The sequence below is a fragment of the Actinomadura macrotermitis genome (genome assembly GCF_009604375.1).
GTDB classification, from domain to species: Bacteria; Actinomycetota; Actinomycetes; order Streptosporangiales; family Streptosporangiaceae; genus Spirillospora; species Spirillospora macrotermitis.
Window position 1 is genome coordinate 960,853 of the sequence record NZ_WEGH01000002.1, and the last position, 24,088, is coordinate 984,940.

General features: G+C 73.6%; 25 protein-coding genes and 1 riboswitch. Of the genes, 12 read left to right on the top strand and 13 right to left on the bottom strand.

Annotated elements, in window-relative coordinates:
- Window positions 1-76: 76 nt before the first annotated feature.
- A complete protein-coding gene (locus ACRB68_RS16335) occupies window positions 77-490 on the top strand; it encodes a MarR family winged helix-turn-helix transcriptional regulator (RefSeq protein WP_153533307.1) in 414 nt (137 codons plus the stop codon).
- Window positions 491-494: 4 nt separating this feature from the next.
- Here the strand turns inward: ACRB68_RS16335 and ACRB68_RS16340 are convergent, their stop codons facing one another.
- From ACRB68_RS16340 to ACRB68_RS16360, 5 genes are all read right to left on the bottom strand, one after another.
- Window positions 495-1,307, bottom strand: coding sequence for a hypothetical protein (locus tag ACRB68_RS16340; protein ID WP_153533308.1), 813 nt, complete (start codon window positions 1,305-1,307; stop codon window positions 495-497).
- A 104-nt stretch (window positions 1,308-1,411) separates the two neighbouring features.
- Complete coding sequence (locus tag ACRB68_RS16345; RefSeq protein ID WP_153533309.1) at window positions 1,412-2,062, bottom strand: nitroreductase family protein; 651 nt, start codon at window positions 2,060-2,062, stop codon at window positions 1,412-1,414.
- A 68-nt stretch (window positions 2,063-2,130) separates the two neighbouring features.
- Window positions 2,131-4,437 carry a heavy metal translocating P-type ATPase gene (locus ACRB68_RS16350; RefSeq protein ID WP_153533310.1) on the bottom strand — a complete coding sequence of 769 codons (2,307 nt, stop codon included), beginning with the start codon at window positions 4,435-4,437 and terminating at the stop codon, window positions 2,131-2,133.
- Between the two features lie 33 nt (window positions 4,438-4,470).
- Window positions 4,471-5,418: a hypothetical protein gene (locus ACRB68_RS16355; protein WP_153533311.1), complete on the bottom strand. Its 948-nt coding sequence runs from the start codon at window positions 5,416-5,418 to the stop codon at window positions 4,471-4,473.
- 3 nt (window positions 5,419-5,421) lie between these two features.
- Window positions 5,422-5,628: a heavy-metal-associated domain-containing protein gene (locus ACRB68_RS16360; protein ID WP_153533312.1), complete on the bottom strand. Its 207-nt coding sequence runs from the start codon at window positions 5,626-5,628 to the stop codon at window positions 5,422-5,424.
- 153 nt (window positions 5,629-5,781) lie between these two features.
- Here ACRB68_RS16360 and ACRB68_RS16365 point away from each other — a divergent pair, with 153 nt between their 5' ends.
- Window positions 5,782-6,906, top strand: coding sequence for an NAD(P)/FAD-dependent oxidoreductase (locus ACRB68_RS16365; RefSeq protein WP_153533313.1), 1,125 nt, complete (start codon window positions 5,782-5,784; stop codon window positions 6,904-6,906).
- Window positions 6,907-6,912: 6 nt separating this feature from the next.
- Here the strand turns inward: ACRB68_RS16365 and ACRB68_RS16370 are convergent, their stop codons facing one another.
- Window positions 6,913-7,260 (bottom strand): winged helix-turn-helix transcriptional regulator, encoded by a 348-nt coding sequence (locus tag ACRB68_RS16370; RefSeq protein ID WP_153533314.1) that lies wholly within the window; start codon window positions 7,258-7,260, stop codon window positions 6,913-6,915.
- Between the two features lie 90 nt (window positions 7,261-7,350).
- Here ACRB68_RS16370 and ACRB68_RS16375 point away from each other — a divergent pair, with 90 nt between their 5' ends.
- Window positions 7,351-8,013 (top strand): NADPH-dependent F420 reductase, encoded by a 663-nt coding sequence (locus ACRB68_RS16375; protein ID WP_153533315.1) that lies wholly within the window; start codon window positions 7,351-7,353, stop codon window positions 8,011-8,013.
- Window positions 8,014-8,095: 82 nt separating this feature from the next.
- On the opposite strand, the gene ACRB68_RS16380 is transcribed toward ACRB68_RS16375, so the two are convergent.
- A complete protein-coding gene (locus ACRB68_RS16380; protein ID WP_153533316.1) occupies window positions 8,096-8,869 on the bottom strand; it encodes a glucose 1-dehydrogenase in 774 nt (257 codons plus the stop codon).
- Between the two features lie 86 nt (window positions 8,870-8,955).
- On the opposite strand from ACRB68_RS16380, the gene ACRB68_RS16385 reads away from it, so the two are divergent.
- The gene (locus ACRB68_RS16385) at window positions 8,956-9,573 is read left to right on the top strand and encodes a TetR/AcrR family transcriptional regulator (protein WP_153533317.1); all 618 of its coding nucleotides are present in this window, start codon (window positions 8,956-8,958) and stop codon (window positions 9,571-9,573) included.
- A 207-nt stretch (window positions 9,574-9,780) separates the two neighbouring features.
- Window positions 9,781-10,644 carry an Fpg/Nei family DNA glycosylase gene (locus tag ACRB68_RS16390; protein WP_153533318.1) on the top strand — a complete coding sequence of 288 codons (864 nt, stop codon included), beginning with the start codon at window positions 9,781-9,783 and terminating at the stop codon, window positions 10,642-10,644.
- 3 nt (window positions 10,645-10,647) lie between these two features.
- Here ACRB68_RS16390 and ACRB68_RS16395 read toward each other — a convergent pair whose 3' ends face one another.
- Window positions 10,648-11,106, bottom strand: a complete 459-nt coding sequence (locus tag ACRB68_RS16395; protein WP_153533319.1) for an SSI family serine proteinase inhibitor — start codon at window positions 11,104-11,106, stop codon at window positions 10,648-10,650.
- Between the two features lie 115 nt (window positions 11,107-11,221).
- Between ACRB68_RS16395 and ACRB68_RS16400 the strand changes: the two genes are divergently transcribed.
- On the top strand, window positions 11,222-11,557 hold the full coding sequence (locus tag ACRB68_RS16400) for a rhodanese-like domain-containing protein (protein WP_153533320.1): 336 nt from the start codon (window positions 11,222-11,224) through the stop codon (window positions 11,555-11,557).
- Window positions 11,558-11,566: 9 nt separating this feature from the next.
- Here the strand turns inward: ACRB68_RS16400 and ACRB68_RS16405 are convergent, their stop codons facing one another.
- Window positions 11,567-11,977 carry a hypothetical protein gene (locus tag ACRB68_RS16405; RefSeq protein WP_153533321.1) on the bottom strand — a complete coding sequence of 137 codons (411 nt, stop codon included), beginning with the start codon at window positions 11,975-11,977 and terminating at the stop codon, window positions 11,567-11,569.
- A gap of 56 nt (window positions 11,978-12,033) precedes the next feature.
- A riboswitch (TPP riboswitch) is annotated at window positions 12,034-12,149 on the top strand.
- Between ACRB68_RS16405 and ACRB68_RS16410 the strand changes: the two genes are divergently transcribed.
- The 3 genes from ACRB68_RS16410 to ACRB68_RS16420 all read left to right on the top strand — a co-directional run bounded on the left by ACRB68_RS16410 (window position 12,143) and on the right by ACRB68_RS16420 (window position 16,387).
- The gene (locus ACRB68_RS16410) at window positions 12,143-13,477 is read left to right on the top strand and encodes a purine-cytosine permease family protein (protein ID WP_153533322.1); all 1,335 of its coding nucleotides are present in this window, start codon (window positions 12,143-12,145) and stop codon (window positions 13,475-13,477) included. It overlaps the preceding riboswitch by 7 nt.
- Before the next feature lie 86 nt (window positions 13,478-13,563).
- Window positions 13,564-15,423 carry a sensor histidine kinase gene (locus tag ACRB68_RS16415; RefSeq protein WP_153533323.1) on the top strand — a complete coding sequence of 620 codons (1,860 nt, stop codon included), beginning with the start codon at window positions 13,564-13,566 and terminating at the stop codon, window positions 15,421-15,423.
- A 430-nt stretch (window positions 15,424-15,853) separates the two neighbouring features.
- Window positions 15,854-16,387 carry an ATP-binding protein gene (locus ACRB68_RS16420; protein ID WP_235959409.1) on the top strand — a complete coding sequence of 178 codons (534 nt, stop codon included), beginning with the start codon at window positions 15,854-15,856 and terminating at the stop codon, window positions 16,385-16,387.
- Window positions 16,388-16,535: 148 nt separating this feature from the next.
- Here the strand turns inward: ACRB68_RS16420 and ACRB68_RS16425 are convergent, their stop codons facing one another.
- Window positions 16,536-17,750: an arginine deiminase gene (locus ACRB68_RS16425; RefSeq protein ID WP_328594286.1), complete on the bottom strand. Its 1,215-nt coding sequence runs from the start codon at window positions 17,748-17,750 to the stop codon at window positions 16,536-16,538.
- Window positions 17,751-17,817: 67 nt separating this feature from the next.
- Between ACRB68_RS16425 and ACRB68_RS16430 the strand changes: the two genes are divergently transcribed.
- The 3 genes from ACRB68_RS16430 (at window position 17,818) to ACRB68_RS16440 (ending at window position 21,422) form a co-directional block, all read left to right on the top strand.
- Entirely contained in the window at window positions 17,818-18,990 is a 1,173-nt protein-coding gene (locus ACRB68_RS16430; RefSeq protein ID WP_153533325.1) for an MFS transporter, read from the top strand.
- A 226-nt stretch (window positions 18,991-19,216) separates the two neighbouring features.
- Window positions 19,217-20,401, top strand: a complete 1,185-nt coding sequence (gene tuf, locus ACRB68_RS16435; RefSeq protein ID WP_153534934.1) for an elongation factor Tu — start codon at window positions 19,217-19,219, stop codon at window positions 20,399-20,401.
- Window positions 20,402-20,534: 133 nt separating this feature from the next.
- A complete protein-coding gene (locus ACRB68_RS16440; RefSeq protein ID WP_328594287.1) occupies window positions 20,535-21,422 on the top strand; it encodes an endonuclease/exonuclease/phosphatase family protein in 888 nt (295 codons plus the stop codon).
- Between the two features lie 45 nt (window positions 21,423-21,467).
- Here ACRB68_RS16440 and ACRB68_RS16445 read toward each other — a convergent pair whose 3' ends face one another.
- From ACRB68_RS16445 to ACRB68_RS16450, 3 genes are all read right to left on the bottom strand, one after another.
- Window positions 21,468-23,024: a long-chain-fatty-acid--CoA ligase gene (locus tag ACRB68_RS16445; protein WP_328594288.1), complete on the bottom strand. Its 1,557-nt coding sequence runs from the start codon at window positions 23,022-23,024 to the stop codon at window positions 21,468-21,470.
- Between the two features lie 80 nt (window positions 23,025-23,104).
- Window positions 23,105-23,272: a hypothetical protein gene (locus ACRB68_RS40195; protein WP_194293338.1), complete on the bottom strand. Its 168-nt coding sequence runs from the start codon at window positions 23,270-23,272 to the stop codon at window positions 23,105-23,107.
- Between the two features lie 99 nt (window positions 23,273-23,371).
- Complete coding sequence (locus ACRB68_RS16450; RefSeq protein WP_153533326.1) at window positions 23,372-24,040, bottom strand: hypothetical protein; 669 nt, start codon at window positions 24,038-24,040, stop codon at window positions 23,372-23,374.
- Window positions 24,041-24,088 lie beyond the last annotated feature (48 nt).

Sequence of the window (24,088 nt, forward strand, 5' to 3'; positions counted from 1 at the left end):
ATTGCATGCATGTACATGCACATATTGAGTCTGCATGTACGCTGCTGTCAAGCACGAGATTCGGGATGGACGCGCGATGGACAACGAAGCCTGGAACCGGGTCGTCACGCTGCACGGCCGCGTCGAGCAGGCCCTCGCCAAGGCGCTCCAGCGCGGGCACGGCCTCGGCCTGTCGGAGTACCGCGCGCTGTGCAACCTGGCCCGGGCCGAGGACGGCGAGCTGCGCATGCAGGAGCTCGCCGACGCCATCGGCCTCAACCAGAGCTCGGTCAGCCGGCTGGTCGCCCGGCTCGAGGACGCCGGGCTCACCCGCCGCGACCTGTGCCCGCGCGACCGGCGCGGCGTCTACACCGTGATCACCGAGGAGGGCCGCGCCCTCCAGGCCAAGGCGGCGCCCACCTACGACGAGGTGCTCACCGCCACCCTGGACGCCGCCGCCTCCGACCCCGCGGTGTCGGCGCTGGTCGGCGCCCTGCGCGACCGGTACTGAGGCCTCAGGCCACGACGGCGGTGAAGGCGGCGGTGCGGACGACGTCGCCGTGCTTGAAGTCCAGGAACAGCCGGTAGGCGCCCGGGCCGGGGACGGCGGCGTGGAAGGCGATCTCCGGGCCGGCCGGGGTCACCCCGTCGCCCGGCGCGCCGCCCGGGTGGACGTGCACGTACGCCAGGTCGCCTGCGCGCAGCACCACCAGGTGGCCGTAGGCCTCCAGGTAGGGCTGCAGGTCGGTGACCGGGACGCCGTCCTTGCGCACGGTGAGGGTGAGGCCGCCGTCGCCGGGTTCGCCGTCCAGGGCGACCTCGTAGCCGTCCACGGCGAACGTGCGCGCGGGCGCCGGCAGCGGGCGCGGGTCGTAGTCCCCGGCGAGGGCGAGGTCGGCGCCGAGCGTGATCCCCCGGCCGAGGGCGCTCGGGACGATGTCGGCGAGGACGCGGTAGGCGCCCGCGGCGGGCAGGTCGATCGCGACGGTCCAGGTGCCCTCGGCGTCGCGCACCGGGTGCACGTGCCAGAAGCCGGTCAGCTCCCGGTTCGCGATGATCAGGTGCAGTTCCTTGCCGTGGGCGGCGGCGTACTCGGTGACCGGCCGCCCGTCCGGGCCGAGGACGCGGAACCGCAGCTCGCCCGCGCCGGGACGGGCGATCGGGGTCTCCAGGGCGAGGGTGTAGCCGTCCTGGGCGACCAGCAGGCCGCCGGGGAGGGCGGGGGCCGCGTGCTGGGCGTGCCCGTGGTGGGCGTGGCCCGTGGTGGCGGGCACCGTGGCGGCGGGAGCGGCGTGGTGGGCGGCGTGGTGGTCGTGGGCGGTGCTCATGATCTGTCCCCGTTCGGATCGCTGCGGTTCCAACGAGCCTCAATCTATACCCCCTGGGGGTATCTGTCACGGTGATGTGGATCACGCACGGCGCCCCACGCCGGTCACCAGCGGTCGATGTGCAGCACCTCGTCGAGCGGCTGACGCGCCGCGGGCTTGAACGTCTCGCCCGTGTAGTACGCGGTCGGGACCAGCGCGGCCTGCCGGACGTCATCGGGCAGCCCGAGCAGCTCGGCCGCCTCCTGCTCGTACATCAGGTGCAGCGTCGTCCACGCCGTGCCGAGCCCGCGCGCGCGTGCGGCCAGCATGTAGTTCCAGACGGCGGGCAGCAGCGAGCCCCACACCCCCGCCTGGTTGCCGGCGGCGAGGTTGCGCTCGGGGACGCGCAGGCACGGGATCATCAGCACGGGCACGTCGCCCATGTGCTCGCCCAGGTGGGCGACGCTGCCGCCGACGCGCTGCTGCACCTTGGCGCGCTCGGGGTCGTCGGCGAACAGCCTGCCCGCCGCGCCCTCGGACGCCAGGTACCGGTCCACGGCGCGCCGGTAGATGTCGCCGAGCGCGGCCCGGGTGCCGGGGTCGGTGACGACGATCCACTGCCAGTCCTGCCGGTTGCTGCCGCTCGGCGCCTGCAACGCGATCTCCAGGCACTCGCGGACCAGCTCCATCGGCACCGGCCGCGTCAGGTCCAGGCGCTTGCGGACGGTGCGGGTCGTGGTGAGCAGCTCGTCTGGCGTCAGCGGCAGAGTCGTCATGGCCTCCATGCTGCCAGGACGCCGAAAAGGCCCGGCCCCCGAGTGGGGGCCGGGCCGGGGGTCTCCGGTCAGCCGACCGGGACCTCGGAGCGGGCCGGAGCCGTCGTGGCCGCCGGGACCGTGTCGCCGCTGAGCGGTTTGAAGCCGCGCAGCCGCAGGCTGTTGCTCACCACGAAGACCGAGGAGAACGCCATCGCGCCACCGGCGATCATCGGGTTGAGCAGGCCGGCCGCGGCCAGCGGCAGGGCGCCCACGTTGTAGGCGAACGCCCAGAACAGGTTGCCCTTGATGGTGCGCAGCGTCCGCCGCGACAGCCGGATGGCGTCGGCGGCGGCGCGCAGGTCGCCCCGCACCAGGGTGAGGTCGGACGCCTCGATCGCCACGTCGGTGCCGGTGCCCATGGCCAGGCCGAGGTCGGCCTGGGCGAGCGCGGCGGCGTCGTTCACGCCGTCGCCGACCATCGCGACCGTGCGGCCCTCGCCCTGCAGCCGCTTGACCACGTCGACCTTGTCCTGCGGCAGCACGTCGGCGATGACCTCGTCGATGCCCACCGCGTCCGCGACCGTGCGGGCCACCGCCTCGTTGTCGCCGGTCAGCAGCACCGGCCGCAGCCCGAGGGCGCGCAGCCGGGTGATCGCCTCGGCGGAGGTCGGCTTCACCTGGTCCGCGACGGTGATCACGGCGCGGGCGGCGCCGTCCCAGCCGACCGCGACGGCGGTGTGGCCGAGCGCCTGGGCCTGCGCCATGGCGCGCTCCAGCTCGGGCGTCAGGTGCTGCGACCACTCGGCCAGCAGCTTGGGACGGCCCACCAGCACGCCGTGCCCGTCCACGACGCCCTGCACGCCGAGGCCCTCGATGTTGGCGAAGTCCGCCACCGTGCCGAGCTCGCCGACGCGGTCGGCCGCGCCCTTGGCGATGGCCTGGGCGATCGGGTGCTCGGAGGCGTTCTCCAGCGCGCCGGCCAGGCGCAGCGCCTCGGCCTCGTCCACGCCGCCCGCGGTGACGACCTCGACCAGCGCCATCCTGCCGGTGGTGACGGTGCCGGTCTTGTCCAGCACGACGGTGTCGATGGCGCGGGTGGACTCCAGCACCTCCGGCCCCTTGATCAGGATGCCGAGCTGGGCGCCGCGGCCGGTGCCGACCATGAGGGCGGTCGGGGTGGCCAGGCCGAGGGCGCAGGGGCAGGCGATGATCAGGACGGCGACGGCGGCGGTGAACGCGGCGGCCAGGCCGGCGCCGGTGCCGATCCAGAAGCCCAGCGTGGCGACCGCGATGGCGATGACCACCGGGACGAAGATCCCCGAGATCCGGTCGGCCAGGCGCTGCACCTGCGCCTTGCCGGTCTGGGCGTCCTCCACCAGCCGCGCCATCTGCGCGAGCTGGGTGTCGGCGCCGACCCGGGTGGCGCGGACCAGCAGCCGCCCGCCGGCGTTGACGGTCGCGCCGGTCACCGCGTCGCCGGGACCGACCTCGACCGGTACCGACTCGCCGGTGAGCAGGGAGGCGTCCACCGCGGACGAGCCCTCCTCCACCACGCCGTCGGTGGCGATCTTCTCGCCGGGGCGCACGACGAACACGTCGCCGGCGGCGAGCTGGTCGACCGGGATGCGCTCCTCGCGGCCGTTGCGCACGACCGCGACGTCCTTGGCGCCCAGTTCCAGCAGCGCCTTCAGCGCGGCGCCGGCGCGGCGCTTGGAGCGGGCCTCGAAGTAGCGGCCCGCGAGGATGAACGCGATGACTCCCGCGGCGGCCTCGAGGTAGATGTTGGCCGACCCGTCCGAGCGGGTCATGGACAGCTCGAAGCCGTGCTTCATGCCCGGCTCGCCGGCGCTGCCGAAGAACAGCGCCCACAGCGACCAGCCGAACGCCGCGAGTGTGCCGCCCGAGACCAGGGTGTCCATGGTCGCGGCGCCGTGCCGCAGGTTCGTCCAGGCGGCCTTGTGGAACGGCCAGCCCGCGTAGACCACGACGGGCGCGGCGAGCGTCAGCGACATCCACTGCCAGTTGGTGAACTGCAGCGCGGGCACCATCGCCATCGCGATGACCGGCACGGCCAGCACCAGCGAGGTGATCAGCCGCTGGCGCAGCGGGCGCAGTTCGTCGGCGGGCCCGGCCGCCTCGGGCTCGGCGCCGGCGGGCTTCGGCGGCGGGGGCAGCTCGGCGGTGTAGCCGGCCTTCTCCACCGAGGCGATCAGCTCTTCGGGGGTGACCGTCCCCGCGGCGAACTCGACCTTGGCCTTCTCGGTCGCGTAGTTGACGGACGCGGTGACGCCCTCGATCTTGTTCAGCCGCTTCTCGATGCGGGCGGCGCACGACGCGCAGGTCATCCCGCCGATCGCCAGCTCGATCTGCCCGGACGTGTCGCCGGTGTTCATCGCGTTGCTCCTCTCGGTGGATCGTGCGGGACGTCAGTGGCCGTGGGCGCCGTGGTCGTCGGCGGGCTCGCCCGCCGGCTTCCCGGCCGGGACGGACACGCCGGCGGTCACCGCGGTGAACTCGGCGGTCCGGACCTTGCCCTTGTGCTGGAAGTCCAGGTAGAGCCGGTAGGCGCCGGGACTGGGCACCTCCGCGTAGAAGGTGATACCCGGTCCGGGTTTGGTGCGCCCGTCGCCGGGCTCGCCGTCCGGGTGGACGTGCAGGTAGGCGAGGTCGCCGTCGCGCAGCGCGACGAGATGACCGTACGCCTCAAGGTACGGCTCCAGGTCGGTGACCGGCGAACCGTCCTTGCTGACGGTGAGGGTCAGCTTGCTGGAGCGGCCCGGGACCAGGGCCCCGTCGAGCTTCACCTCGTAGCCGTCCACCTTGGCGACCTGCCCGGCCTGCGGCAGCGCCGCCGGGGTGTAGTCGCCGGGGGCGGTGACGTCGGCGCCGAGCGTGAGCTGCTTCTTCGCGCCGGCGGGCTTGATGTCGGTGAAGAAGCGGTAGGCGCCCGGGTCGCGCAGGGTGAGGGGGATCGTCCAGGTCCCGTCCGCGCCCTCGGCCGGGTGCAGGTGCTGGAACCCCGACAGGTCGCGCCGCGCCACGATCAGGTGCAGCCGCTTGCCGTGCAGCGGCTCGAACCGGGTGACGGGCTTTCCGTCCGGTCCGTTGATCGCGAACCGGAAGTCGGTCGGCTCGCCGGCCTTGACGGTGGTGGTCTTCGGGCTCAGCGTGTAGCCGTCCTGGGAGATCTGCAGGCCGCCCGGGACGGGGGCGCCGCCGGCCTCGGCCTTCGGGGCGGCGCCGTGGGAGGAGTGGCCGCCGCCGCTGTCCGCGGTGGCGCCGACGGGACCGGTCACGTTGCCGATCCCGACGGCGCCGCCGAAGACGACGGCCAGGCCCAGGGCGTACGCCCCCAGCTTGGACGCGGTGTTCATGTCCTATGCCTTCACTTCGTAACCGGCCTCTTCGACGGCGTCCCGGATCAGGGCGTCATCGATCCGGCCGTCGGCGGTCACGGTCACCCGGCCCGTCTTGAGGTCGACCTCGACACCGGTCACCCCGGCGACCTGGCCGACCTCCTGCTGCACGGAGCCGACGCAGTGGCCGCAGGTCATCCCGGTGACGGTGTAGGTGGCGGTGCTCATGTCTTCCTCCGGTTCCTTGTACCCCTGGGGGGTATTGCGTGGTCCTCATGGTGCCACAACGGCACATCGGCTGCAACCCCTACCCCCTAGGGGTTATTTCGTGATTCAGGTCACCTGGCCGGATATATACCCATGGGGGGTAGGGTTCCCGGCATGATCGAGCACATCGTGATCGCCGGCGCCTCGCTCGCCGGCCTGCGCGCCGCCCAGACCCTGCGCGACGAGGGCTTCACCGGCCCCCTCACCCTCGTCGGCGCCGAACCGCACCGCCCCTACAACCGCCCGCCGCTGTCCAAGAGCGTGCTGACCGGAGACGACGACGTCGCGCTGCCCGGCGGCGACGAGCCCGAGGCCGCGTGGCTGACCGGCCGCCGCGCCGTCCGCCTGGACGCCGGCGCGCGCGTGCTGACCTTGGACGACGGCGCCGAGCTGCGCTACGACGGCCTCGTCATCGCCACCGGCGCACAGCCGCGCCGCCTGCCCGGCGACGCACTCGTCCTGCGCACGCTGGACGACGCGCTCGCCCTGCGCGCCGCGCTCGCCCGCGGGCCGGAGCGGGTCGCCATCGTCGGCGGCGGCTTCATCGGCGGCGAGGTCGCCTCCACCGTGCGCGCCCTCGGCATTCCGGTCACCCTCATCGACTCCGGCGAGCTGCCGATGGCGGGCGTCATCGGCGCCACCGCCGCCCGCTGGCTCGCCGATCACCACCGCGCGCACGGCGTCGACCTGGTCACCGGCGCCCGGGTCACCGAGGTGGCCGGCGGGGCGGTGCTGCTGGCCGACGGCCGGCGCGTCGAGGCCGGCCTGGTCGTGGCCGCGATCGGCGTCGTCCCGGCCACCGGCTGGCTGGACGGCAGCGGGGTCAAGATCGACGACGGGGTCGTCACCGATGCCGCGCTGTTCGCCGAGGGCGCGTCCGGGATCGTCGCCGCCGGGGACGTCGCCCGCTGGCCGCACCCGGTATTCGGCGCCTCGGTCCGGGTCGAGCACTGGGCCAACGCCAACGAGCAGGGCGCCCTGGCCGCCCGCAACCTGCTGCACGGCCCGGACGCCGCCGAGCCCTACGCCGAGGTGCCGGGGCTCGGCACCCGGGTGCACGGCGCGCGGGTCCAGTGGGCGGGGCTGCCCGCGCTGGCCGACGCGAGCGAGGTCGCCGCCGGGTCGGTGGAGGAGGACAGGTTCGCGGTCGCGTTCACCAGGAACGGGGTACCGGTCGGCGCCGTGGGCGTGTCCTTCCCCAAGGAGTTCAACCGGCTGCGCCGCGCGATCGTGGGGTAGCGCGGGTCAGGACGTCACCGACAGCTCGTCCTGGTTCTCCGCCGCCCATTCGGCGAGGTGGGCCAGCGGGCCGTCGGCGAAGGACGCGCCCAGCGCCGTGAGCCCGTAGACGGCCGCGTCGCGTCCCGGGCCGCGCGGCGCCCTCGCGACCAGACCGCGCGCGGTCAGGCGCCGGAGCGACTCGGTCAGCACCTTGTCGCTCGCCCCGGCGACGCGGTCCAGCAGAACGCTGCGCCGCGTCGGCCCCATGCGCAGCGCCGAGACCACGACCGGGTCCCACGTGTGGTTGATGAGGTCGACCGCAGCCCGTACGTGACAGTCCGAGACGAAGGTCTCGCAGCCCGCTTCCTTCATCGGCCCAGCCTCTCATCTCGCCCCTACCGATTGGTAGGAGACGCGTGCCTAGCGTCGTGGTGACACCTCGTCGAGACGAAGGAGAGCCACATGAGGATCGGACTGCTGGGAACCGGGAACCTCGCGGTGACGCTGGGGCAGGCGTGGGCGGCCGCCGGGCACTCGATCGTGCTCACCGGCCGTGACCCCGGGCGGGCGAAGGCCGCCGCCGGGCAGATCGGTGCCGCCGCGACGCCGGTGGATCCCGGCCGGCTCGCCGACCAGGCCGACGTCGTCGTTGTCGCGATCGCCTGGAACGGGCTGGAAGAGGCCCTGCGGCTGATCGGCGGGCCCGAGGGGGCGCTGTCCGGGAAGGCCGTCATCGACTGCACCAATCCCGTCGACTACGCGACCGGGCGCCTGCTGCCGGAGACGGGGTCGGCCGCCGAGTTGGTCGCCGAGATCGCGGCCGGTGCCCACGTGGTCAAGGCGCTGCATCTGTTCGCGGGCGCCTCGTGGCCGTTCACCGGCGAGGAGGGCGACTCACCCGTCGTCGCGATCTGCGGCGACGACGCCGGCGCGCTCGACCGGACCGCCGCGCTGATCGGGGACCTCGGCGCGCGGACCGCGGTGCTGGGCGGGCTGGCCGCCGCCCGGCAGGCCGAGGAGGCCGCCGGTTTCGTGATCCGGGTGGTCGCGGCGGGTGCGAACCCGCGCTTCGCGGTCCCCGACGTGGACCCGGCCCTTCTCCGCGCAGGCGCCGCGGACCAGTGACCCTGTCACAGGCATCGGTGGTCCGCCGGTGCCTCCGCGGGCGGGAGACCGAGGCACGGTGCTCCCGCCCACGGGGAACGGCTCACAGGCCGGCGCCGCCCGTCGCGTCGATGACGCGGCCGGTCACCCAGCGCGCGTCGTCGGACGCGAGGAAGGCCACGATGTCGGCCACGTCCTCCGGCTGCCCGACCCGGCCGAGGGCGGCCAGGGACGCCGCGTGCGCCTCGGCCTGCGGGTCGCCTCGCAGCCAGGACGCGTTGACGTCGGTGTCGACGATCCCGGGGGCCACCGAGTTGGCCGTGATGCCCCGCGGCCCCAGCTCCTTGGCGAGGTTGAGGGTGAAGGTGTCCAGGGCGCCCTTGGTGGCGCCATAGGCGATGATCTCCGGTGCGGCCAGGCGGGCCGCACCGCTGGAGATGTTGATGATCCGGCCTCCGTCGCGCAGGCGCGGCAGCCCCTGCTGCACGATGAAGAACGGCGCGCGCACGTTCACGGCGAAGACCTCGTCGAAGCCGTCCTCGGTCAACGAGGCCAGCGGCGCGCTGCGTCCGATGCCGGCGTTGTTGACGATGATGTCGAGCTTCCCGTCGGGAGCGTGGTCCTTGCCCGCGGCGTCGAAGGCGGTCCACAGGCGCGTCGCGTCGCCGTGCCGCCCCAGCTCCGCGTGCAGGGCGAAGGCCCGCCCTCCGTCCTTGCGGATGCGCTCGACGGTCTCGTCCGCCGCCGCCTCGTCGCGGGCGTAGGCGACGCCGACGGCGGCGCCGTCGCGGGCGAGCCGCTCCGCGATGGCCCGGCCGATGCCCCGGCTGCCCCCGGTGACCAGCGCGACCTTGCCCTCAAGTGCTCCTGCCGCCATGACGATCTCCTGCCCCTCATTTATTGAGCGTTTACTCAAGAAGTGACCGTAGCAGAATTCTTGAGTGCTCGCTCTAGAATGGGGGCATGACTGGATCAGGCGCGAAGCGCGGACGGCCGCCGGCGTTCGACCGCACGACGGCCCTGACGGCCGCCACCCGGCTGTTCTGGGAGCACGGCTACGAGGCCACCTCCATCGGCGAGCTGACCCGGGTGATGGGCATCAAGCCCGGCAGCCTGTATGCGGCGTTCGGCGACAAGAAGTCCCTGTTCAAGGAGGTCGTCCGCGCCTACGGGCGCACTCCCGTGGGCGCGTTCGTCGGCACCGCGCTGGCGGAGGAGCCCACCGTCCACGGCGCGTTCCGCCGCGTCTTCCGCGAGGCGGCGGCCGTCTACCCCGACCCCTCCCACCCGGCCGGCTGCCTGACCATGAGCGCCGCCACCAACGTCACCGTCCAGGACGCCGACACCGCGGCGTTCCTTCGCGACCTGCGCAACACCAACCTGGCCGTCTTCGAAGCGCATCTGAAGACCGCGCAGCAGCAGGGCGAACTGTCCGCCGCGGCCGATCCCCGCGCCCTGGCCGCCTACTTCGCCGCGGTCCTCCAGGGCATGTCCCAGCGCGCCCGGGACGGCGCGACGACCGCGGAGCTCACCGAGACGGCGGAACTGGCGCTGTCGGTCTGGCCCCGGCCGCAGGACTGAGCACCGGGCTCCTTGGGCTGGATATTGCGAGAAGTTATCCACAGGCCGTGGGTACGCCTGGGTAGCGATCTACCGAGGTTTTTGCCCCACTTCGCCCTGCTTATCGCCATCGAAGGCCCGAAACGGCGGCGGATCCCGCGGTTGTGCACAGGGTTGTCCACAGGCTTCCACAGGGTTGTGGACAGCGGCTTCGCCGATACTTGGGACATGCCTGAGCTACCCGAGGTGGAGGCGCTCGCCGGAGTCCTGCGCGAGCGCGCCGTGGGCCGCGTGATCGCCCGTACCGACGTTCTCGCGATCTCCGCGCTGAAGACCTACGACCCGCCGGTCACCGGCCTCGGCGGCCTCACCGTCACCGGCGCCGCCCGGCACGGCAAGTTCCTCGACCTGGACGTGGCCGGCCTGCACCTGGTGATCCATCTGGCCCGCGCCGGCTGGCTGCGGTGGCACGACGCGCTGCCCGCCAAGCCGGTGCGGCCCGGCGGCAAGAACCCGCTCGCGCTCCGCGTCCACCTGGACGACGGCTCGGGCTTCGACCTCACCGAGGCCGGCACCAAGAAGGGTCTCGCCGTCTACGTCGTCCGCGACCCGGCGGACGTCCCGGGCATCGCCGCGCTCGGCCCCGACCCCCTCGCCCCGGAATTCACCCCCGAGGCGCTCGCGGAGATCGTGGCCGGGCGGCGCACCCAGATCAAGGGGCTGCTGCGCGACCAGAAGGTGGTCGCCGGGATCGGCAACGCCTACTCCGACGAGGTCCTGCACGTCGCGCGGATGTCCCCTTTCAAGATCGCCTCGACGCTGACCGGGGAGGACGTCGCCGTCCTGCACCGCGCGATCGTGACGACGCTGCGCGACGCGGTCGCCCGCTCGGCGGGGCTCGCCGCGGGCGACCTCAAGGGCGAGAAGCGGGCCGGCCTGCGGGTGCACGGCCGCGCGGGCGAGGCCTGCCCGGTCTGCGGCGACACCGTCCGCGAGGTGTCGTTCGCCGACTCCGCGCTCCAGTACTGCCCGTCCTGCCAGACCGGCGGCAAGCCGCTCGCCGACCGCCGGATGTCCAGGCTGCTGAAGTAGGCGTCAGCGGACCTTCGGCACGTCCCCGAACAGCGGGGCGAGCCCGGTCCAGCGGTGCAGCTGGCAGCCGTCGGCGCGGCCGAAGCTCGCGTCGACCGGCCGCCCCTTCCAGGTGCCGGTGACCGTGGCGGTCTCCGGGCCGCCGTAGATCTTGGTGCAGATCCGGTCCTTCGGCGGCGCCTTGAACGGGTCGGCCGACTTGGCGAGCGCCGCGCAGGCGGCGTCCTTCTTGGGGTGGTCGCCGCCGGCGGGGTCGCAGGTCAGCGTCCACTTCTGGGCGGGGGCCTGGGGCGAGGCCTTGACCTGCACGATCAGCCGGTCGGCGGCCTGGGTGGGCTGGACGGCGGCACTGCCGGAACCCTTCTGGTCCGGTGTCGTCGAGGCCCGTTCGGAACCGCAGGCGGCCGATGCCAGGATCAGGGCCAGCCCGGGTGTGGCGAGAAAGAGCGTCCGATACCGCATGAGGGTTCGACGCAGCGGAGGCGGCGCGGGTTCCCGGACGGCGCGCGGAATATGCCGAGGTCAATATCCTCGGAAGGGCCGCCCCGCTCCGGGACGGCGGATTCACGGAGGTTCGATGTTCTTCGGGGAAGATGTCCCGGCGGTCGACGCGGCCGAGGTCCCGGACGGGGGCTACCTGCTCGACGTGCGCGAGCAGGGCGAGTGGGACGCCGGGCACGCGCCCGAGGCCGTCCACATCCCGATGTACGACCTGAACGAGCGGGCCGGCGAGGTTCCCCGCGACCAGGAGGTCTACGTGATCTGCCGCTCGGGGGTGCGCTCCGCGCAGGTGGCGGCCGCCCTGAACCAGGCGGGCTGGACCGCGAAGAACGTGGACGGCGGGATGAAGCGCTGGGCCGAGGCGGGCCGCCCGATGGAGACCGAGCTGGACGGGCCGCCCCGGGTGGCCTGACCCGGCGCGTCAGCAGGCGGGGCCGATGCAGGAGGTGCGCAGGACCGTCTTCCCCGCGACGGTGCCGGTGAAGGTGCCGCGGACGAAGTCGGCCTTCTTCAGCTCGGCCGACTCGGTGATGGTCCCCTTGAGCGTGACGGGCCTGCCGTCGTCGGTCGCGCCGGTGCAGCTGACGGGGGTGGCGGTCGCGCCCTCCGCCGCCTGGCCGACCGTGCACTCCAGGTCCTTGGAGATGGCGGCGTTCGCCTTGGCGGCGAGGGCCTCCTTGGCCAGCACCTCGATCATGCCCTCGCGCTTGCCCTGCTCGAAGCCCTGCTCGGTGCCCTTCTTGATCTCCCGGGCGGCGCCGCAGCCGGCGGCCGCGGCGGCGAGCACGGACGCGGCGAGCGCGCAGGCCAGGAGACGTGTGTGCTTGGTCACGTGGTGATCATAGAGCTCCTGGTCAACCCGGTTTTGTCCTTGTACGATGCGACTTGACCGTTATCCGCGGGAGCTCGGGCGAGCCGGGCTGAGAGGGCGACCTGTGACCGCGTCGCCGACCGCATGAACCTGTCCGGGTAATGCCGGCGTAGGGAGTGTGTCCCCATGACGCCCGTCGTCAACGAGCGCCCGCTGCGTGAAGCCCCCTACACCCTGGAGGAACCGGCGCCGAAGGTGCTCGGCTTCTGGGACCAGAGCGCCTTCTGGGGCAACCTCGGGGTCAGCCTGTTCGCCTTCTCCGGCGCCTACACGGTGCTGGCCCCCGACGACAAGGGGAACCCGACGCTGTCCATCGCGGCCGGCATCGTCGCGATGATCGTCGGGACCGTGCTCGGCGGGCTGATGCTCGGCCTGGCCGCCGCGCCCGGCGCGATCACCGGCAAGCCCGCGATGGTGCTGCTGCGCGGGCTGTTCGGCGCCCGGCTGTCGATGGTGCCGACGGTGCTGAACATCGCCCAGCTGGTCGGCTGGGGCACCTTCGAGCTGATCGTGATCGCCGACGCCGCGCGCTCGCTGTGGGACGGCGTGCCGCGCTGGGGCTACGTCGTGGCCGCCGGCGTGCTCACCACCGCGCTGACGATCTGGCCGCTCGGCTCGGTGCGGGTGCTGCGCCGCTACGTCACCGCCGCGGTGCTGGTCGCGCTCGTCTACTTCTACGTCCAGCTGCTGCGCGAGCCGCTGCCGGACCTGACGCACGGCTCGTGGGGCGGGTTCTGGATCGGCGCCGACGCGGCGCTGGCGGTGTCGATCTCGTGGGTGCCGGTCGCGGCCGACTACACCCGGCACGCGCGCAGCGCCAAGGGCGCCTACGGCGCCGCCGCGATCGGCTACTCGGTCACCCAGATCTTCGCCTACGTGCTCGGGCTGCTGGCGCTGGCGCTGGTGGCGGGCGACTCCACCAAGGTGTTCGACCCGTTCCTGCACGTCACGCTGGGCGTGGTGTTCTTCGCGGTCTTCGTGCTGCGCGAGGCCGACCAGTCGTTCGCCAACGTGTACTCCACCGCGGTGTCGATCCAGAACCTGGTCCCCAAGGCCGACCGGCGGGTGCTCACGGTCGCGCTCGGCACCGGCATCACCGCGCTGGCGCTGGCGCTGGACATCGGCGACTACGCCGGCTTCCTGTCCCTGATCGGCTCGGTGTTCGTGCCCATGCTGGGCGTGCTGGCCGCCGACTTCTTCCTCGGCGCGGGGCGGCGGGGCTGGGACACCGGGTCCACCGCGCCGTCGCGCTGGGGCATGGTCGCCGCCTGGCTCGCCGGCTTCGCCGTCTACCAGCTGATCTACCCGGGCTCGGTGAGCCGCTGGGCGGACTTCTGGAAGGACGTCCAGCACGCGCTGCACTTCACCCCGCAGAACTGGATGAGCGCGTCGCTGCTGTCGTTCCTGGCGGCCGGGCTGGCCGCGCTGGCCGCCGGACGTCTCCGGCGAAACCGGGCGTGACGTGGCGTTCTTCCGGAGGTGACGGGCCCGCCGTGGAAACCTTTCCACGGCGGTCGCCCGGCGCCGCCCCCTGATCCGGTGGCACGATGTCAGGCGTGCAACCCGCCGCCGACCCGATCGCCCGCGCCGTGCTCCACAGCGCCGCGGACGCGATCATCGCCGTGGACCGGCGCGGCCGGGTCACGGTGTGGAACCCCGCGGCCGAGCGGATGTTCGGCTGGAGCGCCGCCGAGATGGCCGGGCGGGTGCCGCCGATCGTGCCGGCCGAGCTGACCGCCGAGCACCACGCCGTCCAGGAGCGGCTGCTCACCCGGCCGCCCGGCGCGGACGGCCGGATCTCCATCGCCACCCGCCGCCTGCGCCGCGACGGCCGGCTGATCGACGTGCGCGTCGACGCCAGCCTGCTGCGCGACGGCGCGGGCGGCCGGCTCGGCTGGGTCGAGGTGCACCACCCGGTCGCCGAGGACGGCCTCGTCCGGCACCACATGGCCGAGCGGGCCCGGCTGGTGCGGCGGCTGAACGACATCGTCGCCGACCTGAACGCCGAGCGGGACCTGCCCGCCGTGCTGGACCGCATCACCGCCGCGCTGATCGAGCTGACCGGCGCCGACGCCGCCGGGTTCGTCCGCATCGAGGGCGACCGGCTGCGGCTGGTCAGCACGACCGGGCTGCCCGCGCACCTGCGCGGCGCGACCGCCGACCTGCGGTCCAGCCTGGTCGGGGAGCTGCTGCGGTCGGGCCGGTCGGTGAAGCTGGCGAGCGGGGAGCGGCGGCTCGGCGACCTGGTGTGGGCCGAGCTGCCCGGCCTGCACCAGGTTGCGCTCGGGCTGTCGTTCCTGCAGAACCGGCCCTACGGCGCGCTGTACGCGCTGTTCTCGGGCCGCAAGGCCGGGCATGTCGAGCTGGAGCTGCTGGAACTGCTCGCCGGGCACGCCGGCGTCGCGGTCGGCAACGCCGTCGCCTACGCCGAGGTGGTCCGCCAGCGCGCCCACGAGCGGGCCGTCATCGACACCAGCGCCGACGGCATCGCGGTGCTCGGCCGCGACGGCCTGGTCCGCCAGTGGAACCCGGCCGCGCACGCCCTCACCGGGCTCGCGCCGCAGGACGTGATCGGCGCCGGGCTGCCGTTCCAGCCGCCCGAACCGGGCCGGATGCGCACCTTCCAGTACGCCTCGGGCGTCTGGCTGAACGTGCTGGCCGCCGAGATCGAGGAGACCGGCGAGCTGGTCGTGGACTTTCGCGACGTGTCGGAGGCCAAGGCGCTGGAGGGCGCCAAGGACCTGTTCCTGGCCACCACCAGCCACGAGCTGCGCACCCCGATCACCGTGGTGCAGGGCTTCGCGAGCACGCTGGTGAACCGGTGGGAGGAGCTGGACGACGCGGCCCGCCGGGCGGCGGTCGCCACCATCGCCGAGCGCGCCCAGTCGCTCGGCCGGCTGGTGGAGCACCTGCTGCTGGGGTCGCGGGCCGGCGCCGAGGAGCTCGCGGTGACCAACGAGCCGTTCGACCTGCCGCGGGTGCTGGCGGGCGTCGTCGCGGGGTTCGGCTCGCTGTCGGGGCTGCACCGGGTCGAGCTGGACGTGGAGCCGGGCCTGCCGACCGCGTGCGGCGACGCGATGGCCACCGACATCGTGCTCGGGCAGCTGCTGGAGAACGCCTTCAAGTACTCCCCGGACGGCGGGACGGTGCGGGTGAGCGCGCGGGCCGAGGACGACGGCCTGGTCGTCACGGTGCGCGACGAGGGCGTCGGCATCGCGCCGGGCGACCACGAGCGGATCTTCGAGCGGTTCGTGCAGGGCGAGACCGGCGACCGGCGCCGGTTCGGCGGCGTCGGGCTCGGGCTCTACATCGTCAAACGGCTGACCGAGGCGCAGGGCGGGACCGTCACCGCGCTGCCGGCCGACCCGGGCACGTGCATGCGGCTGGTGCTGCCTCGTGCCGGCTGAACCCGTGCCCGCCGGCCACGTCATGTGCATTACGGGCAACCGTCCGGGACGCCGGCCCGTCCAAGGGTTCCGGCCGCTTCCGGCCGCCCCGGCTTCCCCGCGGAGGGCATTGCGATGATCTTGACGGAGCGGTGCCCGCCCGGGCGCGAAAAAGGGAGATATCACCCTAATGTGACGGAAGAAACGTACGCGGGAGGAGTATTCCGTCCTGAGGTGGATAGATCCTTCATGGGTTTCCGTTGAGGATGGGGTTTCGTTGGCCGTGCCGTACGGGGGTGATCGTCGTGACTGGAGGACGGCTCGCAGGCCGTCCCGGCGGCGGCCGGGGGCCCTCATGTTTCCGGAAGTTTGCCACCGGGCATTTCGGTCGTACCGGAACAGCGACGGCGGGCCTCGTCCGAGCGACCGGAACCACGGGGAGGTGAGGGCGATGAGCGTCGTGCTGCTGCCGCACGCACCGTCCAGCGTCGCCGTGGCGCGGCGGCGCCTCAGCTCCGAGCTGGCCGCGTCGGGGGTGTACGAGTCCATCGTCGACGACGCCAGCGTGATCGTCAGCGAGCTGCTCAGCAACGCGCTGCGCCACGCCAGGCCGCTGCCGTCCGGCCAGGTCAGGCTCACCTGGCTGCGCCGCGGCGACCTGCTGGAGCTGGCCGTCAGCGACGGCGGCGCCTCCACCGAGCCGCGCCGCGGCCCCGGGACGCTGTCCTCGCTCGGCGGCCGCGGGCTCGGCATCGTCGAGACGCTCTCGCAGAGCTGGGGGGTCCGGCACGAGGACGGCTCCACCACCGTGTGGGCCGTGCTGGACGCACCGCAGAACGGCGGCGGGCACCACCGGTCGCCGCCGGTCGCCGCGCACGCCGTGCTGCCCGAATTCGCCGAGCTGGCCGACCTGCCGGACGACCCGGACGACCTGGCCACCGGCCCGAGGCATGAAAGCGCGTCAAGCCGGGCATACCCCGGCTAGGCGGTCCCTTGGTTCACCTTGTAGGGTCCTGCTCAAGCTCGGGCGCTGTCGTGCCCCCGTCGACACCGCCCGAGCACCAAAGCACCGCGAGCCCCCGCGCCTGAACCCACCAGGCGGCGGGGGCTCCGCCGTTCTCAGGCCGCCGTTCTCAGGCCGGCGGCTCGTCGCGCAGGATCGGGCAGGACATGCAGCGCGGCCCGCCGCGGCCGCTGCCGAGCTCGCTGCCGCTGATCGCGATGACCTCGATGCCCGACGCCTCCAGCACCGCGTTGGTCTCGGTGTTGCGCTCGTAGGCGACGGCGAGGCGCGGCGCGATGGCCAGGGTGTTGTTGCCGTCGTCCCACTGCTCGCGCTCGGCGGTCACCGGGTCCAGGCCGGTGTCGATGACCTTCAGCCGGTGGTCCAGGCCCATCGCGTCGGCCGCCGCCTCCAGGAACGGCCGCGGCTCGGAGACGCGCAGGTCGCCGTCGTCGGCGGTGACGATGTAGGCGGTCAGCGAGTGCGCGATCGGCGGGTACATCACCACCGTGTCGACGTCGACCATCGTGCAGACGGTGTCCAGGTGCATCGTCGCGCGCTCCTGCGCGATCGGCACCGCCAGCACGGTGTGCGCGACGCCCGCCTCGAACACCCGGCGGGCCAGGCGCTCCACCCCGGCCGGGGTGGTCCGCTCGCCGGTGCCGACGGCCAGCACCCCGGGGCTGAGCAGCAGGATGTCGCCGCCCTCGACGTGCTCCAGCGACGGGTCGTACAGCGGCCGCACGCCCGCGAACCGCGGATGGTGCCGGTAGATCAGCCCGGTGAGGAACGACTCGCTGCGCCGGGCCGGCATGGCGAGGCTGGTCACCGCGACCCGGCCGCCGATCCAGGCGCTGCTGTCGCGGGTGAACAGCAGGCCCGGCAGCGGGTCGATGATGAAGTCCAGCCGGTCCATCAGCCGGTAGACCAGGCCGTGCGCGCCCTTCAGCTCCTCGTGCGCCAGGCCCGCGATCAGCGTGCCCGCCAGGTCCTCGGGGTCCAGGCCGGCCAGATAGCCGGTGACGACGCGGCGCAGCTGGTCGCCCCAGCGCAGGTCGGCCGTCACCTCGGCGATGGCCTGGGCGCGGGCCTCCTCGTACTCCAGCGCGTCCTGCAGCAGCTCGGTCAGGTAGAGGACCTCCACGTCGTGGTCGCGCAGCGCCTGCGCGAACGCGTCGTGCTCCTCCTGCGCGCGCCCGACCCACGGGATCGCGTCGAACAGCAGCTTGTCGCTGTTGCGCGGGGTGAGGCGCTTCAGTTCCGCGCCCGGGCGGTGCAGCAGGACGGTGCGCAGCCGCCCCACCTCGCTGGTGACCCGGTGCTGGTAAGCCGTGGTGTCCGTCACCTGCGCCAGTCTATGCCGCGATGATCTCGGCGCTTCGGCGGGAACGGTCCTATGTCAGGATGCGGTGGTGTCCCGCGCGCTTCCCGTCCATCTGACCGCGGCGACCCTGCTGCGGATCTCGGCCGAGGGCCTGGCGACGGCGCTGGTGCTGACCGTCCAGGCGCGGACCGGGCACGCGGCGACCGCGGGGTTCCTGCAGACCGCGATGACGCTGCCGTACGTGCTGAGCGGCCCGGTGCTCGGGCACGTCCTGGACCGCGCGGCCCGGCCCCGCCGGATCGCGGTCGCCATGGCCGCCGGGTACGCGGTCGCGACCGCGGCGCTGCTCGCCCTGGCGGGCCGGTCGCCGCTGGTGCTCGCGCTGGCGGTGGCCGCGGTGATCGGGCTGACCGAGCCGGTCGTGGTGGCGCTGACCGGGCTGCTGCCGCGGTTCGTCCCGGCGGACCGGCTGCCGCGCGCCTACGGCCTGGAGGCCTCCAGCTACAACGTCGCGGCGATCGCCGGTCCCGGCCTGGCCGCCGCGATCGCGGCGGCGTTCGGCGGCGGGTACGCCGGGGCCGCGATGGTCGGCGCGGCCGTCGCCGGGCTGGTCGCGCTGCCGCTGCTGCCGTTCCGCGGGCCCGCCGCCGACGCGCCCTCGGACGAGCAGCGCCTGCGCGACGTCGTCACCGGCGGATTGTCGGTGCTGGCGCACAACCGGGTGCTGCGGGCCTTGACGGCCGCGACGACGCTCGCCTGGCTCGGCTTCGGCGGCGCCGCCGTCACCGCCGTCCTGCTGGCCGGGCACCTCGGCGCGCCCGCGAGCGGCGGCGGGCAGCTGCTGGTGTGCATGGCGGCCGGATCGCTCGCCGGGTCGCTGGCGGCCAGCCGGTGGCTGACCGCGCGGCACGCCGAGCCCGTCATGCTGGCCGGTCTCGTCGCGTTCGGGACGGCCCTCGCGCTGCTGGCCGTCGTGCCGTCGCTGCCGTGGGCGATGGCGGCGTTCGGCGCGGCGGGCGTCGCCGAGGGGCCGGTGTTCGCCGCGACGCTGCTGCTCCGCCAGCGCGAGTCGCCGCCCGAGCGGCTCGGGCAGGTCAACACCACCGCGGGCAGCCTGAAGATCGGCGCCTCGGCGGTCGGGGCGGCGCTGACCGGCGCGTTCGCCGACGCCGCCGGGCCCATCGGGCTGGTCCTCGGGATCGCCGCCTGCCAGCTCGGCGGCGCCGCGCTCGGCCTGCTGCTGCTGCGCCGAGGCCGCTGAAAAACCCGTCGACACCGCCGCTGCCCGGCGCCTACTCTCAGCGCATGTTCTTCGCGGCCGACACCAGCAAGCTCGCAGGGTCCACCCTGCTGAGCGCGGTGTCGGCCGCCTTCGACCTGTCGAACGGCGTCCGAAGCTGACCCCTCTCCGTCCCGCCTTCCGGAGAACCAGCGGAGGGGGGTGGGGCACGCGGGTTCTCACCCTGCGCAGAGTGAGGACGCACATCATGGCCAAGCAGCTCTACGAGCGCGCCAAGCCGCATCTCAACATCGGCACGATGGGGCACGTCGACCACGGCAAGACCACCCTGACCGCCGCCATCACCAAGGTCCTGGCGGACCGGGGCCTCGCCGCCGCCGTGCCGTTCGAGGGCATCGACCGCGCCCCCGAGGAGCGCGACCGCGGCATCACCATCAACATCGCCCACGTCCAGTACGAGACGGCGACCCGGCACTACGCCCACGTGGACATGCCCGGGCACGCCGACTTCGTCAAGAACATGATCACCGGGGCGGCGCAGCTCGACGGCGCCGTGCTGGTGGTGTCGGCGCAGGACGGCGCGATGCCGCAGACGCGCGAGCACATCGTGCTGGCCCGCCAGGTCGGTGTGCGGCACGTGGTCGTCGCGATCAACAAGGCCGACGCGGCCGCGGACGCCGAGATCCTCGACCTGGTCGAGCTGGAGGTCCGCGAGCTGCTGTCGGAGTACGGCTACCCCGGCGACGAGGTGCCGGTGGTCCGGGTGTCCGGGCTGCGGGCGCTGGAGGGCGACCCGTACTGGACCGCGCGGATCATGGACCTGCTGGACGCGGTCGACGCCTACGTGCCGGTCCCGCCGCGCGTGCTGGACAAGCCGTTCCTGCTGCCGGTGGAGAACGTGTACACCATCACCGGGCGCGGCACCGTCGTCACCGGCGTGGTCGCGCAGGGGTCGGTGGAGCTCGGCGACCGGATCGAGGTCGTCGGGCTCGGCGACACCTTCGCCAGCGTCGTGACCGGGCTGGAGACGTTCGGGCAGACGATGCGGCACGCCGAGGCCGGTGACAACACCGCGATGCTGCTGCGCGGCGTGCAGCGCGGGCAGATCCGGCGCGGGCAGGTGGTGAGCGCGCCCGGGGCGATCGCGCCGCACGTACGGTTCCGCGCCCGGGTGCGGTTGCTGACCGCCGCCGAGGGCGGGCGCGGCAACCCGCTGTTCCACGGCTACCGGCCGCAGTTCCACTTCCGCACGACCGACGTGCCGGGCACGGTGGACCTCGGCGGCGAGGGCGCGATGGCCCTGCCGGGCGACACGGTCGAGATGGCCGTCGAGCTGGGCAAGCCGATCGCGCTGGCCGAGGGGCTCGGCTTCGCGGTCCGCGAGGGCGGGCGGACCGTGGGAGCGGGTACCGTGGTCGCGATCATGCAGTGAGGACGTGATCCGGAGGGGCCGGTCCCCCTCCGGATCACATCCGTCCGGGCGGCGATCGCGAATCGCTGGCACGGAAGATCTTTTATGTGGTGAGATTTCCCGACCCCGCTGATTCATCACTTATGGAGCATGTGTGCGAGCCCCCCGCGCTCTGATCCCCCTGCTCGCCGTGTGCGGCGCCGGCGCCGTCGTGGCGTTCGCCGGCGCCGGCGCCGCCATCGAGAAGGGCTCGGCCTCCGGCCTGTCCGACGAGGCCGCCCCCGAACCCGTCCAGGCCACGATCACCACGATGACCTGGAGCGCCTGCGGCGACACCGCGCCCGGCTGCCCGCTCGGCGCCCGTCCCGCCGACCTGGCCCGGCGGATCGTGCAGGAGTCCGGCGGCAACCTCGTCGGCGGGCGCCGCGTCCGCGCGGACGCGGTCTTCCTGCAGGAGGTCTGCGCGGGACACGTCGGCGCGCTGGAGAAGACCGCCGCGCTGCGCGGCTGGTCCTGGGCGTTCGCCCCCTACGGCCCCGCCCGCAAGTGCGCCAACGGGCAGGGCCGGTCCGGTGTCGCGATCGGCACCCGGGCCAAGCTGGCCGACGTCCGCCGGGAGGCGCTGCCCGCGCCCGCCGGGCAGGGGCGGTCCGTCCTGTGCGGAACGGTCGAACAGTGGCAGACCCGGCTCTGCACCGCCCGGTTCAGCGGCGCCGAGGACCCGCGCGGCGAATGGCGCCGCAAGCAGGCCCGGCGGCTGGGCGAGCTCGCCGGCTCCGGCCGGGTGATCTTCGGCGGCGACCTGGTCGACGAGCCGGCCGGCAAGCCCCTCGACGCGCTCTACGGCGCCTACGACGAGTGCGACCAGGGGCCCGAGGCGCGGGCCGGCGCCAAGACCCGGCAGGACTGGTCCGGCCAGGCCGTGGCCAAGACCGACTACCTGTTCACCACCAGGTCCGCGGGCGTCTCCTGCGGCGTCTCGCCGGACCCGAACCGCGCGTCCGACCACCGGCCGCTGACGGCCGTCGTCCGCTTCGGCTGACCCGGTGACCGGCCCGGGGGACGCCCCCGGGCCGGTTCCGCCCGGTCAGTGCACCGCGCGCTCGTGGCCCTCCCAGTACGGCGCCCGCAGCTCACGCTTGAGGATCTTGCCGGTGGGGTTGCGCGGGATCGCGTCGCGGCGCTCCACCGACGTCGGGCACTTGAAGTGGGCCAGCCGCTCGCGGCAGTGGTCGATGAGCTCCCGCTCGGGGACGTCGGCGGCGAGTACCACGATCGCCTTGGGCGTCTCGCCCCACTTGTCGTCGGGGACGCCGACGACCGCGCAGTCGGTGACCTGCGGGTGGCTCATCAGCACGTTCTCCACCTCCGCGGGGTAGATGTTCTCCCCGCCCGAGATGATCATGTCCTTGACCCGGTCGTGGATGTAGAGGTAGCCGTCCTCGTCCAGGTAGCCGGCGTCGCCGGTGCGGAACCAGCCGTCGGGCAGCAGCGCCGAGGCGGTCGCCTCGGGCATCGCCCAGTAGCCCTTCATGTTCTGCGGGGTGCGGCAGAGGATCTCCCCCACCCGCCCGGGCGGCAGCGCGTCCCCGGTGGCCGGGTCGGCGATGCGCAGCTCGCAGGTGGGGTTGGGGATGCCGGCGCTGCGGATGCGGCCGGCGTGCGGGCCGTCGGGGTCGTGGTCCTCGGCGGGCAGGTAGGTGATCGCGCCGGCCGTCTCGGTCAGCCCGTACACCTGCATGAACCGGGTCCGCGGCAGCATCCGCATCGCGCCGCGCAGCACGTCCTCGCTGATCGGGGACGCGCCGTAGAGCATCAGCTCCAGGCTGGACAGGTCGCACTGCGCGACCTCGGGGATCAGCTGCATGAACTGCAGCAGCACCGGGACCAGGAAGGTGTGGGTGACGCGGTGCCGCTCGATGGTCCGGGCGATCGCGGTCGGGTCGGGCTCGCGCACGATCACGCCGGTGATGCCGTCGAAGACGGTGCAGGCGGCCAGGGCGCAGCCGGCCACGTGGTACATCGGCATCGCGACCATCAGCACGGTGTCGTCGCCGATGCCCCACAGCTCGGTGGTGAGCGGCAGCACCGCCGCGAAGTTGTCGTGGGTGAGCATCACGCCCTTCGGCAGCCCCGTCGTCCCCGACGAGTAGAGCTGCACGAACACGTCGCCGCCGTCCACCCGGTGCGCGGGCGGGACGGCCTCGTGCGCGCCGACCCACGCCGCGTAGTCCTGGTGGGCGTGGCCCTCGCCGCCGATGACGACGAGCAGGCCGGTGTGCTCCAGCTTCGGCGCGACGGCGTCCAGCACCGGGACGAACTCGGGCCCGGCGATGAACACCTTCGCCCGCGCGTTGTTGACGATGTAGGCGACCTCGTCGGGCGCGAGCCGGTAGTTGACCGGCACCTGCACGGCGCCGATCCGGGCCGCGCCGAAGAGCTGCTCGACGTACTCGGCGGAGTTCTTGTCGAGGATCGCGACCCGGTCGCCCGGCCCGACGCCCGCCGCCGCCAGCGCGGCGGCCGCCCGGTCGACGCGCCGGTCGAACTCCCGGTAGGTGATGCTGGACTCGCCCGAGTGGAAGGCGACACGGTCCGGACTGTGCTGCGCGCGCTCGCGCAGCACCTCGGTCAGACCCGGCACGTGGGACCCCTTTCGCCGTGGGACCGGCTGGCTGTCAGGGCATCATCCGGTCCCCGGCATACCGGGGCAAGAGCCGGGTCTCAGCTTTTCGACCCCTTGGCGATCAGCTTCACCGCCAGCACCACGATGACCGCGACGATGGCCACGAAGAAGAAGAACTTCAGCATCGAGAAGATCCAGCCGAGGACCATGAGGCCCAGCCAGATGGCGAGGATGACACCGGCGATACTCAAGATTGTCCGACCCATGCCCCCAACCGTAGGCGGCGGCCGGGGACACCGTCATCACACCCAGGTAGGACCCGGCCCTGAGCCGTCCCCTACTCGGGGGTGGAGCCGGCCTCAGGGTCAGCGCGGCGGCTGGTACCCAGGCGGGCCGTCCTGAGGCGGCGGGAACCCGCCGGGCGCGGGCGGGCCGGGGTAGGGCTGCGGGCCACCGGGCGCGGGCGGGTACCCGCCGGGCGCCCCCTGGCCCGGATAGGGCTGCTGCCCCGGATACGGCTGCTGTCCCGGCTGCGGGGCACCGCCCCAGGGCGCGTACTGCGGCTGCCCGCCGCCGGCCGGGCGCTTGGCACCGAGCGCGGCGAGCACGCCGGCCGCCACCGGCGTCGCCAGCAGGGCCAGCAGCCGGTACGTGTCCAGATGCCCGAAGCTCTCGAGGTAGTCCCCGATGGCCCGCACCGGCCCCTGCCGGCCTTCGATCAGCGACAGCGCGGCGACGCCGAACACGCTGCCGGCCTGGTCGGCGAGCACCGCCGCGACCACCGCTCCGAGCGGCGCGGCCGGCCCCTTGACGCGGCAGACCAGGAAGACGACGCCGATGAGCGCGCCGATGGCCAGGCTCGCCAGCACATCGATGATCTGCAGGGTGAGGATGCCGCCCTCACGGTAGATGTCGGTGAAGGTGTAGTAGACGAACAGGACGTAGCAGAACCCGGCGGCGGTGGCGAGCGCGCCGCCGAGCAGGAACGCCAGCACCGGCGAGCCGGGCCGAGCAGGGGGACGATTCAGGGCCATCGGCCCATTAAAGCCATAAGCATCGCCCCTTACCACCGTCCTCTTGCC

What these genes read in the sequence shown, in the direction of transcription:
- ACRB68_RS16335 (WP_153533307.1), top strand. Translation starts at nt 77, where the DNA reads ATGGACAACGAAGCCTGGAACCGGGTCGTCACGCTGCACGGCCGCGTC.
- ACRB68_RS16340 (WP_153533308.1), bottom strand. Translation starts at nt 1,307, where the DNA reads ATGAGCACCGCCCACGACCACCACGCCGCCCACCACGCCGCTCCCGCC.
- ACRB68_RS16345 (WP_153533309.1), bottom strand. Translation starts at nt 2,062, where the DNA reads ATGACGACTCTGCCGCTGACGCCAGACGAGCTGCTCACCACGACCCGC.
- ACRB68_RS16350 (WP_153533310.1), bottom strand. Translation starts at nt 4,437, where the DNA reads ATGAACACCGGCGACACGTCCGGGCAGATCGAGCTGGCGATCGGCGGG.
- ACRB68_RS16355 (WP_153533311.1), bottom strand. Translation starts at nt 5,418, where the DNA reads ATGAACACCGCGTCCAAGCTGGGGGCGTACGCCCTGGGCCTGGCCGTC.
- ACRB68_RS16360 (WP_153533312.1), bottom strand. Translation starts at nt 5,628, where the DNA reads ATGAGCACCGCCACCTACACCGTCACCGGGATGACCTGCGGCCACTGC.
- ACRB68_RS16365 (WP_153533313.1), top strand. Translation starts at nt 5,782, where the DNA reads ATGATCGAGCACATCGTGATCGCCGGCGCCTCGCTCGCCGGCCTGCGC.
- ACRB68_RS16370 (WP_153533314.1), bottom strand. Translation starts at nt 7,260, where the DNA reads ATGAAGGAAGCGGGCTGCGAGACCTTCGTCTCGGACTGTCACGTACGG.
- ACRB68_RS16375 (WP_153533315.1), top strand. Translation starts at nt 7,351, where the DNA reads ATGAGGATCGGACTGCTGGGAACCGGGAACCTCGCGGTGACGCTGGGG.
- ACRB68_RS16380 (WP_153533316.1), bottom strand. Translation starts at nt 8,869, where the DNA reads ATGGCGGCAGGAGCACTTGAGGGCAAGGTCGCGCTGGTCACCGGGGGC.
- ACRB68_RS16385 (WP_153533317.1), top strand. Translation starts at nt 8,956, where the DNA reads ATGACTGGATCAGGCGCGAAGCGCGGACGGCCGCCGGCGTTCGACCGC.
- ACRB68_RS16390 (WP_153533318.1), top strand. Translation starts at nt 9,781, where the DNA reads ATGCCTGAGCTACCCGAGGTGGAGGCGCTCGCCGGAGTCCTGCGCGAG.
- ACRB68_RS16395 (WP_153533319.1), bottom strand. Translation starts at nt 11,106, where the DNA reads ATGCGGTATCGGACGCTCTTTCTCGCCACACCCGGGCTGGCCCTGATC.
- ACRB68_RS16400 (WP_153533320.1), top strand. Translation starts at nt 11,222, where the DNA reads ATGTTCTTCGGGGAAGATGTCCCGGCGGTCGACGCGGCCGAGGTCCCG.
- ACRB68_RS16410 (WP_153533322.1), top strand. Translation starts at nt 12,143, where the DNA reads ATGACGCCCGTCGTCAACGAGCGCCCGCTGCGTGAAGCCCCCTACACC.
- ACRB68_RS16415 (WP_153533323.1), top strand. Translation starts at nt 13,564, where the DNA reads ATGTCAGGCGTGCAACCCGCCGCCGACCCGATCGCCCGCGCCGTGCTC.
- ACRB68_RS16420 (WP_235959409.1), top strand. Translation starts at nt 15,854, where the DNA reads ATGAGCGTCGTGCTGCTGCCGCACGCACCGTCCAGCGTCGCCGTGGCG.
- tuf (WP_153534934.1), top strand. Translation starts at nt 19,217, where the DNA reads ATGGCCAAGCAGCTCTACGAGCGCGCCAAGCCGCATCTCAACATCGGC.
- ACRB68_RS40195 (WP_194293338.1), bottom strand. Translation starts at nt 23,272, where the DNA reads ATGGGTCGGACAATCTTGAGTATCGCCGGTGTCATCCTCGCCATCTGG.
- ACRB68_RS16450 (WP_153533326.1), bottom strand. Translation starts at nt 24,040, where the DNA reads ATGGCCCTGAATCGTCCCCCTGCTCGGCCCGGCTCGCCGGTGCTGGCG.